We start from the raw sequence: 15,582 nt of genomic DNA, 5'->3' as shown, positions 1-15,582 counted from the left end.
GCGCCCGCCCCGGCCCAGCCGGCCGCCGCGCCGGCCCCGGTGCAGGTGCCCCGGCACGCCGCGACCACCGCGGCCCCCACCCCGGCCAGCACCGCGGCCACCACCACGGCGGTGCTCAAGGGCCCGGCGGCCCGCGTGGTCACCAACATGGAGGCCTCGCTGGAGGTGCCGACCGCGACCAGCGTGCGGGCCGTGCCGGCCAAGCTGCTGATCGACAACCGCGTGGTGATCAACAACCACCTGAAGCGGGCCCGCGGCGGCAAGGTCTCCTTCACCCACATCATCGGCTACGCCCTGGTGCAGGCGCTCAAGGCGATGCCGTCGATGAACAACTCCTTCGCCACCGAGGGCGGCAAGCCCGCGGTCGTGACCCCGGCGCACGTCAACGTGGGCCTGGCCATCGACCAGGTGAAGCCGGACGGCACCCGCCAGCTGCTGGTCCCCAGCATCAAGGGCGCGGAGCTGATGGACTTCCGCGAGTTCTGGCAGGCCTACGAGGACGTGGTGCGCCGGGCCCGGGGCAACAAGCTGACCCCGGACGACTTCGCCGGCACCACCATCTCGCTGACCAACCCCGGCACCATCGGGACCGTGCACTCGGTGCCGCGGCTGATGAAGGGCCAGGGCACGATCCTGGGCGTGGGCGCCATGGAGTACCCGGCGGAGTACGCCGGCTCCTCCGAGGAGACCCTGGCCCGGCTGGCGGTCAGCAAGATCATGACCCTGACCTCCACCTACGACCACCGGATCATCCAGGGCGCGCAGTCCGGCGACTTCCTGCGCATCATCCACCAGCTGCTGCTGGGCGAGGACGGGTTCTTCGACAAGATCTTCGAGTCGCTGCGGATCCCCTACGAGCCGGTGCGCTGGGTCCAGGACATCAGCGCCTCGCACGAGGACGACATCAACAAGACCGCGCGCGTGCAGGAGCTCATCGAGTCCTACCGCACCCGCGGCCACCTGATGGCCGACACCGACCCGCTGGAGTACAAGCAGCGCCGGCACCCGGACCTGGACGTGGTCAGCCACGGCCTGACCCTGTGGGACCTGGAGCGCGAGTTCGCCACCGGCGGCTTCGGCGGCAAGAAGCTGATGAAGCTGCGCGACGTGCTCGGCGTGCTGCGCGACTCCTACTGCCGCACCGTCGGCATCGAGTACATGCACATCCAGTCCCCGGACGAGCGCAAGTGGATCCAGGACCGGGTGGAGCACGGCTACGCCAAGCCCGAGCGGGCCGAGCAGCTGCGGATCCTGGAGCGGCTGAACGCCGCCGAGGCGTTCGAGACCTTCCTGCAGGTCAAGTTCATGGGCCAGAAGCGGTTCTCGCTGGAGGGCGGGGAGTCCACCATCCCGCTGCTCGGCGAGATCCTGTCCCGCGCCGCCCGCACCGGCCTGGACGAGGTCGCGATCGGGATGGCGCACCGCGGCCGGCTCAACGTGCTGACCAACATCGTCGGCAAGGAGTACGCCGAGGTGTTCCGGGAGTTCGAGGGCAACCTGGACCCCAAGAGCATGCACGGCTCCGGCGACGTGAAGTACCACCTGGGCGCCAACGGCTCCTACACCGCGCTGGACGGCTCGCGGATCACCGTCTCGCTGGCCGCGAACCCCTCGCACCTGGAGACCGTGGACCCGGTGCTGGAGGGCATCGTCCGGGCCAAGCAGGACATCATCGACAAGGCCTCGGCCGGGTTCACGGTGCTGCCGCTGCTGATCCACGGCGACGCCGCGTTCGCCGGCCAGGGCGTGGTGGCCGAGACCCTGAACCTGTCCCAGCTGCGCGGCTACCGCACCGGCGGCACCGTGCACCTGGTGATCAACAACCAGGTCGGGTTCACCACCTCGCCGACCTCCTCGCGCTCCTCGATCTACGCCACCGACGTGGCCCGGATGATCGAGGCGCCGATCTTCCACGTGAACGGCGACGACCCGGAGGCCTGCGTCCGGGTGGCGCAGCTGGCCTTCGACTACCGCCAGGCGTTCAACAAGGACGTCGTCATCGACATGATCTGCTACCGCCGCCGCGGGCACAACGAGGGCGACGACCCGTCGATGACGCAGCCGCTGATGTACAACCTCATCGAGGCCAAGCGCAGCGTCCGCAAGCTCTACACCGAGGCGCTGATCGGCCGCGGCGACATCACCCTGGAAGAGGCCGAGGAGGCCCTGCGCAACTACCAGGGCCAGCTGGAGCGGGTGTTCGCCGAGACCAAGGAGGTCTCCAAGGCCCCGGTGTCGGCGACCTTCGCGGTGGACGTGCAGCCCTACCCGGCGCAGGTGGAGACCGCGATCAGCGAGCAGACCGTCAAGGTCATCGCCGACTCCCAGGTCTCGCTGCCGGACGGCTTCACCCCGCACACCAAGGTGCTGCAGCCGCTGCAGAAGCGGGCCCAGATGGTCACCGACAACACCATCGACTGGGGCATGGGCGAGACCCTGGCCTTCGGCTCGCTGCTGATGGAGGGCGTGCCGGTGCGGCTGGCCGGCCAGGACTCCCGGCGCGGCACCTTCGTGCAGCGCCAGCACGTGCTGGTGGACCGGGAGAACGCCTCGGAGTACACCCCGCTGTCGAACCTGACCCCGGACCAGGCCAAGTACACGGTCTACGACTCGCTGCTGTCCGAGTACGCGGCGCTGGGCTTCGAGTACGGCTACTCGGTGGCCCGGGCCAACGCCCTGGTGCTGTGGGAGGCGCAGTTCGGCGACTTCGTCAACGGCGCGCAGTCGGTGATCGACGAGTACATCTCCTCCGGCGAGCAGAAGTGGGGCCAGCGCTCCGGCGTGGTGCTGCTGCTGCCGCACGGCTACGAGGGCCAGGGCCCGGACCACTCCTCGGCCCGGCCCGAGCGGTTCCTGCAGATGTGCGCGCAGAACAACATGACGGTGGCCATGCCCTCCAACCCGGCCTCCTACTTCCACCTGCTGCGCTGGCAGGTGCACAACCCGGCGCACAAGCCGCTGGTGGTGTTCACGCCGAAGTCGATGCTGCGCCTGAAGGACGCGGTCTCGCCGGTGGCGGACTTCACCACCGGCCGGTTCGAGCCGGTGCTGCCGGACACCACGGTGGACCCGGCCGGCGTGCGCCGGGTGCTGCTGGTCTCCGGCAAGCTGTACTGGGAGCTGGCCGCCAAGCGCCGCAAGGACGGGATCACCGACACCGCGATCCTGCGGGTGGAGCGGCTGCACCCGCTGCCGGCCGCCGAGATCGCCGCGGCGCTGGCCGCCTACGGCCCGGACGTGGAGCTGCGCTGGGTCCAGGAGGAGCCGGCCAACCAGGGCATGTGGCCGTTCATCGCGATGAACCTGCCGGCCGCGCTGGGCCGCGGGCTGACGGTGGTGTCGCGGGCCGCGGCCTCCTCGCCGGCCGTGGGCTCGGCCAAGCGGCACAACGTCGAGCAGTCGCAGCTGGTCGAGGACGCCTTCACGGGCTGAGCCGGGCGGCAGGCGGGGACCGCGCCCGGCCGGAGCAGGACGACGGGGTGGGACCCGCGCCGCGGCGCGGGTCCCACCCCGCTCGCATTCACGCCACAGACCTTTCGCAGGGAACGGATAAGCGATGTACTTCACCGACCGGGGGATCGAGGAGCTGGACCGGCGACGCGGGGACGAGGAGGTGTCGCTGGGCTGGCTGGCCGAGCAGCTGCGCACCTTCACCGACCTGAACCCGGAGTTCGAGGCGGCGGTGGACCGACTGGCCACCTGGCTGGCGCGGTTGGACGACGACGAGGACTAGGACCGGGCGCCGGGCGCCGGGCGGTGCGGGCCTGCGGACTCCGGCGGACCCCGGCGGACCCCGGCGGATCCCGGCGATCCGGGCGCGGCACTTGCCTGGACCCGCAACGCGATATATCGTCTCTATCAGAGACGCGATACATCGTGAAAGGGCCAGGCGATGACGAGACACGAGCTGCGCGAGCCGGACCGGCTCGCCTTCGAGGGCGTCCACCGGCTGAAGGTGGTCAGCACCTCCGGCAAGGTCGACGTCGTGGGAGCCGGCGAGAACGGCGCGGCCCTGGTCGACGTCACCCGGATCAAGGGCGACGAACCGGTGGTGGTCGAGGACGCCGACGGCGAGCTGACGGTGCGGCACGGCGAGTTCAAGCCGAACGTGCTGGGCTGGCTGATGCACGGGCGGCGGATCGAGTCCGACATCTCGATCCAGGTGCCGCCGGACTGCCTGGTGGACGTCACCGTGGTCTCCGGACCGCTGGTGGTGTCCAACCTCTACGAGCGCACCCGGGTGCAGGGCGTCTCCGGCGAGATCACCCTGGCCCAGCTGCACGGGCCGACCGACGTCAAGACGGTCTCCGGGCCGATCACCGCCGAGAGCGTGACCGACGACCTGAGCGCGCACACCGTCTCCGGGGCGATCACCGTGATCGCGCTGGGGGCCGGCAACACGATCAAGGCCGGCACCACCTCCGGCGCGATCACCGTGGACCTGGAGGACGGCAGCGACGCCCCGCGGCTGGACCTGAACGTGGTCTCCGGCGCCGTCATCGTCCGGGCCCCGGAGGATGCCAACCTGGACGTGGACATGTCCACGATGAGCGGGCGCACGGTCACCACCTTCGACGGGCTCCAGGACCAGGCGCTGTTCGGCAAGCGGCAGATCCCGTTCGGCAAGCCGCGCCAGCTCACCGGCCGGCTCGGCACCGGGCAGGGACGGCTGCGGGCCCGGGCGGTGTCCGGGGACATGACGCTGCTGAGAAGGGCCGTCGATCCCGACCTGAAGCTCTCGGGCGGCGATGACGGCGGCGATGGAGAGGATCTGTAGATGGCACCCGTCTTCGGACACGGGCGGCTGCGGTTGTACCTGCTGAAGCTGCTCGCCGAGAGCCCCAAGCACGGGTACGAGATCATCCAGCAGCTCAAGGAGCGGTTCCAGGGCCTGTACGCGCCCAGCGCCGGCACGGTGTACCCGCGCCTGTCGCGGCTGGAGAGCGAGGGCCTGATCCGGCACGAGACCGACGAGCGCGGGCGCAAGGTGTACCACATCACCGACGCCGGCCGCGCCGAGCTGGAGGCCCGGGCCGACGACATGGCGGCCCTGGAGGCGGAGATCCGCGAATCGGTGAGCAGCCTCGCCGAGGAGATCCGCGACGAGGTCAAGGAGTCCGCCCGGCACATCCAGGAGGAACTGCGCGCCGCGGCCGCCGAGGCCCGCTCCGAGTCGTCGAAGCGCCCCACCTTCGACACCGGCGGTGCGGGCCGAGGCCGGCCGGGCGACCACCACGGCCCCGAGCACCCCTCGGCGCACCCCTCGGCGCACCCGCCGGCCGACCGCTCGCAGTGGAGCAAGGACGAATGGCGCGAGTGGAAGCGGGCGCAGCACGACTGGAAGGAACAGTGGAAGGACCAGTGGGCCGCGCAGTGGCGCGAGCACTGGCAGGACGAGGCCGCGCGCTGGCAGCGGGTGGCGCAGGACAGCGTGGACGACTGGACCGGCCGGCGCTCCCGCGACCGGGCCGACCGCGAGCAGCTCGACGAGCTGCGCTCCACCTTCATGCGCTTCCGCGACGAGGTGCGGACCATGGCGCGGGAGCGGCGGCCGGACATCCCGGTGACGCAGGACCAGTTGAACGCCGCTCGCGAGGTGCTGGAGCGCGCCGCGCGGGAGCTGCGCGACATCTTCCGGGGCTGACAGTCTCGGTCGTGAGGGGGTGACGGCGCGCGCCGTGGACATAGGTGCCACGGCGCGCGCCGTCCTTTCGCGCGGCGGCTCGACGGCGGCTCGGCAATGGTTCGGCAGCGGCTCGGCGGCGGCTCGGCAGCCGTTCCGCATCGGCCTGAATCACGGCCCTTCGACAACTCGGGCGATCGACGGTGGGCGGGATGCGGCATCATGGCGGGTGGGAGGGAGCCATGGTGGTCGTCGCGCGGTTGATCGACGCCTTGCATTACGCGGGGTGGGCGGACACGCCGAAAGTGCTGGCCGCCTTGGGCGACGCCGAGCTGGCCGACGGGATCGCGGAGGCTTCGCAGCCGATCTGCGTGGCCGTCGGCGACTTCGTCCTGGAGCGGGCCGCGGACGCCGAGGGCGGGGGCGGTTCGGCGGCGGTCCTGGCGCTGGCCCGGCGGGCGCTGCGGGACCAGACGGTGGCCGATCCCGACGCCGTGCTGCGGGCCCTGATCCGGCTGGCCGATCCGGCGGTCGACGAGCTGCTGTTCCGCGACGACAGCTCCCCGCGTCCGCGCGGGTGGGTGCTGCGCGCGGTGGTGCGGGACCGGCGGGGCCCCGACGGCCGGGCGCTGATCGCGCCGGGCGTCGAGCGGTTCCTGCGCCGGCAGGTGCACCGGACCGAGCGCCGGCTGGCCGGCTACGACCGTCCGCATCCGGCCCGGGTCGAGATGCTGCTGCTGAACGCCGCGCTGTTCGCCGACGACCCGGACCTGGTGGCCTTCGCGCTGCCGCTGGGGATCCGACTGGAGGACCTGACCGGCGTGGCCCGGGGGCTGGAGACGCTGCGCGAGCACGGCCGGCTGGCCGAGCTGTGGAACGACGGGCTGCGGGAGCTGGTGGCCCAGGTCGCCGACGCCGTGTCGCACTACCGGACCAGCCAGTGGCAGGAGGTCCTCAAGGCCGGCGACGGCGCCACCGGCCGCAACCTCGCCTTCCTGCTGCGGCAGTCCCAGTCCGCCGCCGTGCTGCCGGCCCTGGACGACGCGGACAGCTGGACCACGCCGAACACCGCCTCGCAGCACTACGAGCTGGACTGGGCCGGTGTCCTGGCCTTCGCACCGCTGATCGGGACCGGCGAGGAGGGCACCCAGGCCGGGCAGGCGACCTCGCGCGGGCTCGACGAGGCGGCGGCCCGCGAGGACCTGCCGGCGGACGTCCGCGCCGAGTTCGAGCAGAGCTACCCGCGGGCCGTCTTCTGGACCGCCCGGCCCGGTGTCGAAGCCCTGATCTGCGCCTCGGTCGACCGCCGCGGCCTGAACCCGGCCGCGCGCCACTTCGGCCTGCGCGAGCTGCTGCGCCGGGGCCTGCTCCACGGCTCGCTGAGCGCGGCGGAGGCGGTGGACTACGGGGCACCGGCCTCGGCGGTGCTGGCCGTGTCGACGCCGGTCCCGCCGACGCTGATCGAGTACTACACGGCCAAGGGCAAGAACAGCTTCGCCCCGCACAACGCCCGCGTCCCGCTGGAGGCCGAGGAGCGCTACCAGGCGGACATCCGCGCCGCGGTCGCCGAGGCCGTCGGGCCGGACCCGGCGCGCTGGCTCAAGGTGCTGACCAGGGTCGGCGCGTGGGAGGACAGCCTGACGGAGCTGGTCCGCGCCGTCGACGACGGCGTCGGGCTGCCGGACCGGCGGGCCCACCGCTGGCCGCGCGGCGTGGACGCGGCGGCGGTGCTGCTGGAGATCGCGCCGGAGGGCGTGCTCGAGGGGGTGCTGGCCGCGGCGCAGACGGCGGCCGAGGCTGCGGCAACTGCGACTGGGACCGGGGCCGGAAGCCGGGCGGCGGCCGAGGCCGATGCTGTGACTGATGCTGCGGCCGATGCTGTGACCGATGCTGCTGTCGACCCCGAAGCCAGGGCCCTGCTGGGCATCCTGACGCGGATCCTCGACCGCGGGCCGGTCCCGCAGCGTCTGCTGGACTTCGCGATCGGCCCGCACGGCACCGAGGCGATGCGGCTGGCGGCGGCGCGGAATCCGGCGGCGATGGGCGGGACGCTGTGGCGGCTCACCGATCGGGAGCCGGCCGAGCCGGGGGTGCTGGCGGCGGTGTACCTGCACCCGCTGGCGTCGCGGGAGCTGCGGATGGCGGTCGTGGTGCGCTCGGAGGAGGCCGGCGGGCTCCATCCGGGGCTGGTGCGCCGGCTGATGACCGGCGAGGTGGACCCGGCGCTGCTGCTGCCCGCCCTGGAGTCGCGGTCGCCGCACGTGCTCCACTCGGTGCTGCGCCGCGGCGGACGGATGATCGAGACCGACCGGCGCGTCGCCGCCTACGCGCAGCTCGCCGAGGCCGCCGGACCGGAGCCGGTCTGGGCCCTGGAGCTGGAGCGCGCCGGGAAGCTGGAGCGCATGCACGAGGCGGTCCGGGCCTCGATGGCCGCGCACAGCGACGAGCCGCTGCGGGCAGCGGCCGCCGGCTTCAGAGGGCCGCGGCTGGAACGCGTCACCGGGAACTGGTCCTCGGTGTCGAGCTCCTCGCGCCCCTACCTCGCCGACCGCGTCCGGGCCCGCCTCGACGGACGCCCCGAACGCTGGCTCCGCCTGCTGGACCCGGACTCGGCGCTGTTCTGGCTGCTCGCCGAGTACGAGCAGGAGGACGGGCAAGACGATGGACAGGCCGACCGGCCCGACCAAGCCGCGGGCCCGACCGGCTCCCCACCGGAACCCCCGCGCGGATGACCAGGTGACCGGCCAGGCCCGGGTCCTGAACCTGCTCCACGCGGCACACCCCGACGACGTCCCGCGGGTCCTGGCCCTGTTCTCGGACGCCGACCTCCGCGCGGGTCTGGCCTCCGAGCACTGCGATCCCGCCTTGCGGGCCGTCGCGGTGCGCACCGCCGATCCCTTCCCGGCCCGCCGGGGTCGCGCGGCCGCCCGGATCCGCGTCCACCGCTCCGGCAGCGCCGCCGATCCCGATCACCGCGGCCGCCCGGCCCGCGCCGGCCACCCCCACCACCCCGACCGCGAAGCCCTCTGCCACGCCGTCCTGGATCCGCGCCCGCCCGCCCTCGCCCTCGTCGACGAGCCCGGGCGCGCCCCGGAGGCCGTCTGCCTGGCCTCCCGCACGCCGCTCCAGCCGGCGCTCCCGGACGGCGTCACCCCCTTCGGCCGCCCGCAGGCCGACCTCCGGCGCCTGATCCACACCCGCCTGAACGCCGCGCTCGGCGACGCGCCGCTGGTCTGGCACGGCGTGCTGGCCCGCGTCGGCGCCTGGGAGGGCTCGTTCGCCGACCTCGTGGCGCTGGCCACCACCTGGGGCCCGCGCCCGCCGGCCTCGGAGCTGCCGATCCGCTTCCGCGCCCGCACCGAGGTGTTCCCGCCGGGCGTCCTGTTCGCGATGGCGCCGCCGGAGGTCGCCGGGGCGGTCCTGGCCCAGACCGGCGCCCGTTCGCAGGACCTGGTCGAGGGCCTGCTCAAGCACGCGCCGTACCATCCGGCCTACCTCGCCCACGTCCTGGGCCCGGCCGGCACCGCCTACCACGCCGCCTGCCTGGCGCAGAACGCGTCGATGCCGCTGGCCGCCGCGCACGGCTTCCTGGACCGCGCCGCCGACTCCCGGATCGCCGGCCTGCTCGCGCAGAGCCACGACGACCTGGCGCTGCGCCTGCACGCCGCCCGGGTGGCCCGGAGCAGCGCGGACGGCCGTCCCTCCCGGATCCGTCCGGCCGAGCTCACCGGCACCGCCGAGGAGGTGCACGCGATGCTGGCGGCGGCCGGGACCGCCGAGGCGCTCGCCGACGTGCTGACCGAGCTGCGGCCGGTGCTGCTGCGCCTGCCGGACGGTCCGGGCCTGCGGCTGCTGGCCTACCGCCGGCTGGCCGAGCTGGCCGGGCCGGAGGCGGTGTGGGCCGTCGAGCTGCACCACGCCGGCCGCCTGGACCGCATGCTCCCGGCGGTGCGCGCCTCGATGACCGCCGAGTCGGCGCTCCCGATCCAGGAAGCCGCCGCCGCGCTGACCGCGCCGGGGCCGCCGCCGGCCGGCCCGCGTCAGGACCCGTTGACGGAGTGGCCGCTGGAGGAGGCGGTGCGGACCCACCTGGACCACCGCGTCGACCGATGGCGTGTTCTGATAGGACTCGCGGGTACCGATCCGGCGCCGTTGTTCGACCTCGTCCAGCGGCTCGGAAGCAGCCCCGGCGGCCAACCGGTTCGACCGGCGGGCCGCCGCGTACAAGACTTGAACCGCACACCGCCGGCCGACGGGCCGGCGCGCGGACACCCGGCGCGGGAGGGCGACGACAGATGAAGACCGGCGAGTCCGACCGCCGCTCGCGCCGCCTGCCGGTGAACGCCACCGACCGGCGGGCGCTGGCCGACTGGCGCCCCGCCGACCCGGCGGTGGTGGCCGAGGCGGTGCGGCTGAAGGAGGCCGCGCTGGTCGACTTCGGCATGGAGTCCTCGGCGATCGCCGGCTGGATCTACTCCAAGTGCGCCCACCAGATACCGACCACGGCCATCGACACCGCCGCGGTGATGGCCTCCGGCGACGGTGCCTGCCTGCTGCTGTTCAACCCCGAGTTCTTCGTCGAGCTCGGGCTGGACGGTGTGAAGTTCGTGCTTTTCCACGAGGCCCGGCACCTGATCCAGCGGCACCTGTTCACCGAGCCGGAGCTGCGCGAGGACCCGGTCTTCGACATCGCCATCGAGTCCACCATCAACCACGTCGCGCTGGCCCGGCTGGGCCGGGACGCGCTGCCGGTGGTGGACGGCAAGGCCACCGGCATCGACCCGCGCGAGGTCTTCCAGCGCTACCACGCCGACCTCACCGAGCAGGGCCTGAACCCGTTCGGCTACCAGGACTTCATCCGCACCGACATGGGCTGCTACACCGAGCTGCGGCGGATGAAGCACCCGCCGAGCCCGCCGCCGGTGTGCGTGCACGAGATCCTGGAGGAGCTCCAGGGCGAGCTGGCCGACGGCGAGACCATCGAGCGGATCGGCAACGAGGTGCTGGCCAACGTGCTGCTGGCCGGCAAGCGCGGGGTCCGGTCGGCCCGGGAGGAGCTGCTGGACCTCATCGAGCGCACCGAGGGCGCCTCCGACCGGCTCTCCAAGCTGTGGGGCGACCTGGGCGCCGGGATGATCCGCGGCCGCACCCAGCGCACCCGCCGGGTGGACTGGTGGCAGCGCTGGCTGGTGGACGTGCTGGCCTCCAAGCTCACCGAGGGCGAGCGCCTGATCTACCCGAAGAAGCGCGGCGCGGTGCTGGCCGCGCTCGGCCAGGACCCGACGCTGTCCCGGCGCGGACCGGAGCGGCAGCGGGTGGTGGCGATCGCGGTCGACGCCTCCGGGTCGATGCCGCCGCCGGTGGTGGACTGGATCGCCTCGCTGGTCGGGCAGCTGGACGGGGTGCAGGCGCACTGGCTGTCCTTCGACGCCCAGGTGGTGCCGTTCGCCCCGGGCGACCCGCTGGTCGGCGGCGGCGGGACCAGCTTCCAGGCGGTGGCCGACTTCCTGGAGGGCCGGGCGCCCTCGGTACGCACCGGCGAGCCGTTCGACGATCCGCTGGACGCCGTCATCATGGTGACCGACGGCTACGCCCCGCACATCACGCCGGCCGAGCCGGACAAGTGGATCTGGCTGATCACCGAGCACGGCGACGACTGGCCCGACCACCACACGCCGCAGATGGCCTGTCACAAGGTACGAACGGGGGACCGTTGAGCGAGCACACCGTCAACCACACCGCCCTGCCGGCGCAGGGCGGCGGGACCGGGCCGGGCCGGGCCGGCGCCGCCCGGCCCTCGGCGCTGGAGGCGTTCATCGACGCCATGATCGACCTGGGCCAGACCGGGCAGATCTTCGGCGAGCACGGCATCGGCAAGACCGCCACCTTCGCCTCGCACATCCGGCGCGCCTACGACGACACCGAGCTGGTCTACGTCCCGGCCGCCAACCTGGCCCCGGACGACCTGCTGGTGAACGCGCCGGTGCGGGACCCGCTCAGCGGCGAGCTGGTGCTGCGGCAGCTGGTGATGCGCCAGCTGAAGCCGGGCCGCCGGTTCGTGCTGCTGATCGACGACTCGCTGCAGGCCGGGCCGGCCATCCAGGCGCAGCTGATGCAGATCGCCTGCAACTGGACCCTGGGCGAGCACGACCTGCGCGAGCTGGGCTGCGTCGGGGTGTTCCTGGCCGACAACGAGTCGCTGGCCGAGACCGCGGCCCGGCGCAGTGACTTCGCGATCCTGGACCGGATGGTGACGATCCGGGTCACCGCCAACGACACCGCCTGGCGCGACGCGCTGCGCCGCAAGTTCGGGCAGTTCGACCTGACCGGGGTGTTCCGGGTCTGGGCCTCGCAGCCCCCGGAGATCCGAAGGCTGCTGTCCCCGCGCACCCTGGAGCACATCCTGGCCAACGCCGCCGAGGGCTTCCCGCTGGTCTGGGGCCTGCCGCTGCTCAACGGCAGCCGGCTGCGGCTGGCGCTGCCGGCCGGCGAGGGCGGCCGGGCCAAGGAGGTGGACCGCACCGCCGAGATCCTGGACGCGATCGCCGGGGCGCTGGGCGTGCCGAACCGCTCGGCGATCGCCGACCCGGTGCGGCGCCTGGTCCGCGCGGCGCTGAAGAACCGCTGGTGCGTGCTGATCCAGGGCCCGCCCGGCTGCGGCAAGACCGAGGTGGTCCGGGCCCTGATCCAGGAGGGGCTGCGCCGGGACCCGCTGTACTTCTCGCTGCCGGTGACCAACGTCGAGGACCTGTGCGCGCCGGTCCCCTCCCCCGACGGCACCCTGGACAACCTGCTGGCCGTCGGCTTCACCGGCGAGGAGCCCAAGGCCGTGGTCTGGGACGAGTACAACCGGCCCAAGGACAAGGCGGCGTTCGCCCGGCTGATGGAGATCACCCAGGAGTGGTCGGTGGCCGGCCGGCCGATCCGCAACCTGCGGGCCCAGATCGCGCTCCAGAACCCGCCCTACCACGTCGGCCGCAAGCTGCTGGTCTCGCGCAACAACATCGCGCAGGCCACCCGGTTCACCGCCTCGCTGGACATCACGCCGGAGGACATCCCGGCCAACGAGTGGCTCATCGCCCGCTACGGCGCGGTCGCCGAGACCGTCCTGGAGTGGTGGAAGAACGACATCGACGACGAGGGCCGGGCCTGGATCACCAAGCGCACGCTGGAACGGCTGATCCGGCTGCACGGCCGCGGCCTGCCGTTGCAGCACGGCCTGGTCTACCTCGGCGACGGCGAGTACGCGCCGGTGCCGCTGGGCGCCCTGACCGCGCGGCTGGCGGGCTCGCAGCGCACCGGGCTGAAGGAACTGGCCGCCGACGTCGGAGGCTGGGAGGAGCGCCTGGCGCGGTCGCTGGCCGGCAACGCCGAGGGCGACGACGCCTCCGACGTGGTGCACCAGGTCTTCGCCAACGCCGAGCTGTCGCAGCTCCAGAAACAGCGCGAGGTGGTGATCCGCCTCGCCGCGCACCTGCCGCCGAAGCTGCGCGCCACCTACCTGGTCGGGGCCTCCGAGGAGGCGCAGGCGTTCTGGGTCGGTATCCTCGCGGCTTGCCGCGCACGCCAGGATTCCGCCAGGATTCCGTGAACGGCCCCGTAGCGCAGAGGCAGGCGCACCGCTCAGAACGACACAAGCGACGCGGGGAACGCCGGTTCGAATCCGGCCGGGGCCACCGACTCCCGGCGCCTGGCGCGGCCCGCCGGAGCCGATCGCGGGGACGGGACACCAGGGCAGGGGGCTGACATGGACGCGGACGAGCTGAGCCGCGCCCTGTCCGCCCTGGCCGACCTGCCCGTCGACGACCCGGGGCGGCTGCGGGTGGAACGGGTCGCCGAATCCCTGATCCGCGACGGCCGCAAACAGCGCCAGCGCGAGCGGCGGCTGCGACGGGACGCGGCCGACCGCGAGCTGCTGGCGACCACCACCACCGGGGCCGCCGACCGCCGCGAGGACACGCCGCTGCCGGAGCACACCGGATCGGTCGGGACGCTGTCGCGCCAGCGGCGCTGCTACGTCTGCAAGCAGAAGTACGCCGAGGTGTCGGCGTTCTACCACCAGCTCTGCCCGGAATGCGCGGCCGAGAACCTGGCGTGGCGCTCCGCCCGCACGCCGCTGGACGGCCGGCGCGCGCTGGTGACCGGCGGGCGCGTGAAGATCGGCTTCCAGGTGGCGCTGATGCTGCTGCGCGACGGCGCCGCGGTGCGGGTGGTGACCCGGTTCCCGCACGACGCCGTGCGGCGCTTCCGCGCGGTCGAGGACAGCGCGAAGTGGCTCGACCGGCTCACCGTCACCGGCCTCGATCTGCGCGACCCGCGCCAGGTCGTCGAGCTCTGCGACGACCTGCTCGCGGCCGGGGAGCCGCTGGACATCCTGATCAACAACGCCGCTCAGACCGTGCGGCGGCCCGAGTCCTCGTACGCGCCGCTGATCGCGGCCGAGCGGCGAGCGGCGGCGGAGCTGGGAGCCGGCGGGCCGCTGCGGGAGCTGGCGCTGATCGCCGGCTACCGGGAGATCGCCTCCGCGTCCGCACCGCGGGGCTCCGAGCTGCTGGCCCCGGCCGCCGTCGACGAGAACGGCCTGCTCCCGGACCCGTCACCGCGCAACTCCTGGTCGGCCGAGCTCGGCGAGCTGGACCCGATGGAGCTGCTGGAGGTGCACCTCGTCAACGCCGTCGCGCCGACGCTGCTGGCCGACCGGCTGCTGCCGCTGCTGACCGGCTCGCCGTTCCCCCGGCGGTACATCGTGAACGTGACCGCCGTCGAGGGCCGGTTCGAGGTGCGGAACAAGACCGCCGGGCATCCGCACACGAACATGGCGAAGGCGGCGCTCAACATGCTGACCCGGACCAGCGCCGAGGTGCTCGCCGCCCGCGGCGTCTACCTGAGCAGCGTCGACACCGGCTGGATCACCGACGAGAAGCCGATGCCGGCCAAGAACCGGCACGCCGAGGCCGGGTTCCGCACCCCGCTGGACATCGTCGACGGCGCCGCGCGGATCTACCACCCGATTGTCAGCGGCGAGAACGGCGAACCGCTCCACGGCGTGTTCCTGAAGGACTACCGGGCGGTGGCGTGGTGAGCGGCTTCGAACCCCGGCCCGCCGACGAGCTGGCCCCGGTCCTGGCCTGGCTGCGCCGCGCCGAGCCGGTGCGCGCCCGCACCGACTTCCCGGCCGGCACCGCACTGCCCGACGGCCGGCTGGACATGTGCAAGCAGGACCTGGGCCCGCTCGGCGCCGCGGCCGTGGCCGACGCCCTGCCCGAGGGCGGCGGCCCGGTGAAGCACCTGCTGCTCGGCACCGACGGCCTCGGCGACGGCGGCGCGGCGGCGGTGGCGCCCAGGGCCGTCGCGGCGAAGGTGGAGACGCTGTACCTGGGCTGCAACAACATCGGGGGCGGCGGCGTCTGCGAGATCGCCGGCCGGCTGATCGCGTCCCCCGGCGTGGTGAAGGCGCTGTGGCTGAAGCGGAATCCCATCGGCGCCGACGGCGTCCGCGCGGTCGCCGAGACCGTGCGCGCCGGCACGGTCCTGCGCACGATCGACCTGACGCAGACCGGGCTGGCGGCGGCGGAGATCGCCGTGCTCGTCGACGCGATGATCGACGCCGGCGGCGGAGCCCACGCCATCGAGCGCCTCTACCTCAGCGGCAACCGGGTCGGCCCGGACGGCGCCCAGGAGCTGGCGCGCCTGCTGGCCGCCGGCGCGGTCGCGGAGCTCTACGTCTCGGCCGCGACGCTCGGCGACGCGGGCGCGCTGGTCCTCGCCGACGCCTTGCGGGGCGCGCCGGCCGGCGCGCTGCGGCGGCTCTCGGTGGCCAGCAACGGCATCGGCCCGGCGGCGCTGGCCGACCGGATCGCGGTGCTCGACGGAGGCGGCGTCGAGCAGTTCGCCGCGGCGCGGGTCCGGGCGGCCGCGACGCTGGCGGCCGCCGACAACCGCCTCGACGAGGCCGGGGC

Annotated in this window: 10 protein-coding genes and 1 tRNA gene; all 11 read left to right on the top strand. The window is 73.7% G+C overall.

Features of this window, described 5'->3' with window-relative positions; translation table 11 throughout:
• The coding region (locus ABD481_RS45560) for a multifunctional oxoglutarate decarboxylase/oxoglutarate dehydrogenase thiamine pyrophosphate-binding subunit/dihydrolipoyllysine-residue succinyltransferase subunit (protein WP_425559432.1) at positions 1–3,432 on the top strand (3,432 nt) is incomplete at its 5' end.
• A gap of 124 nt (positions 3,433–3,556) precedes the next feature.
• Positions 3,557–3,733, top strand: a complete 177-nt coding sequence (locus ABD481_RS45555; RefSeq protein WP_344672187.1) for a DUF6104 family protein — start codon at positions 3,557–3,559, stop codon at positions 3,731–3,733.
• Positions 3,734–3,892: 159 nt separating this feature from the next.
• Positions 3,893–4,777 (top strand): DUF4097 family beta strand repeat-containing protein, encoded by an 885-nt coding sequence (locus tag ABD481_RS45550; RefSeq protein ID WP_344672186.1) that lies wholly within the window; start codon positions 3,893–3,895, stop codon positions 4,775–4,777.
• Positions 4,778–5,644 carry a PadR family transcriptional regulator gene (locus tag ABD481_RS45545; protein ID WP_344672185.1) on the top strand — a complete coding sequence of 289 codons (867 nt, stop codon included), beginning with the start codon at positions 4,778–4,780 and terminating at the stop codon, positions 5,642–5,644.
• Between the two features lie 221 nt (positions 5,645–5,865).
• The gene (locus ABD481_RS45540; protein WP_344672184.1) at positions 5,866–8,355 is read left to right on the top strand and encodes a hypothetical protein; all 2,490 of its coding nucleotides are present in this window, start codon (positions 5,866–5,868) and stop codon (positions 8,353–8,355) included.
• 4 nt (positions 8,356–8,359) lie between these two features.
• The gene (locus tag ABD481_RS45535) at positions 8,360–9,922 is read left to right on the top strand and encodes a hypothetical protein (RefSeq protein WP_344672183.1); all 1,563 of its coding nucleotides are present in this window, start codon (positions 8,360–8,362) and stop codon (positions 9,920–9,922) included.
• Positions 9,919–11,340, top strand: coding sequence for a vWA domain-containing protein (locus ABD481_RS45530; RefSeq protein ID WP_344672182.1), 1,422 nt, complete (start codon positions 9,919–9,921; stop codon positions 11,338–11,340). The genes ABD481_RS45535 and ABD481_RS45530 overlap by 4 nt, the downstream gene beginning before the upstream one ends.
• Positions 11,341–11,447: 107 nt before the next feature.
• Complete coding sequence (locus ABD481_RS45525; protein ID WP_344672188.1) at positions 11,448–13,214, top strand: AAA family ATPase; 1,767 nt, start codon at positions 11,448–11,450, stop codon at positions 13,212–13,214.
• A gap of 2 nt (positions 13,215–13,216) precedes the next feature.
• Positions 13,217–13,299: transfer RNA gene (locus tag ABD481_RS45520), tRNA-Leu, on the top strand.
• Between the two features lie 71 nt (positions 13,300–13,370).
• Entirely contained in the window at positions 13,371–14,705 is a 1,335-nt protein-coding gene (locus ABD481_RS45515) for an SDR family NAD(P)-dependent oxidoreductase (protein WP_344672181.1), read from the top strand.
• Positions 14,702–15,582: leucine-rich repeat domain-containing protein (locus ABD481_RS45510; protein ID WP_344672180.1), on the top strand; the 881-nt coding region annotated here is incomplete at its 3' end. The genes ABD481_RS45515 and ABD481_RS45510, both read left to right, overlap by 4 nt.

The sequence above is a fragment of the Catenulispora yoronensis genome (assembly GCF_039531695.1).
In the GTDB taxonomy this organism is placed as follows: domain Bacteria; phylum Actinomycetota; class Actinomycetes; order Streptomycetales; family Catenulisporaceae; genus Catenulispora; species Catenulispora yoronensis.
The sequence above is the reverse complement of the archived record's forward strand: the minus strand, read 5'-3'. Positions and strand labels throughout refer to the sequence as shown.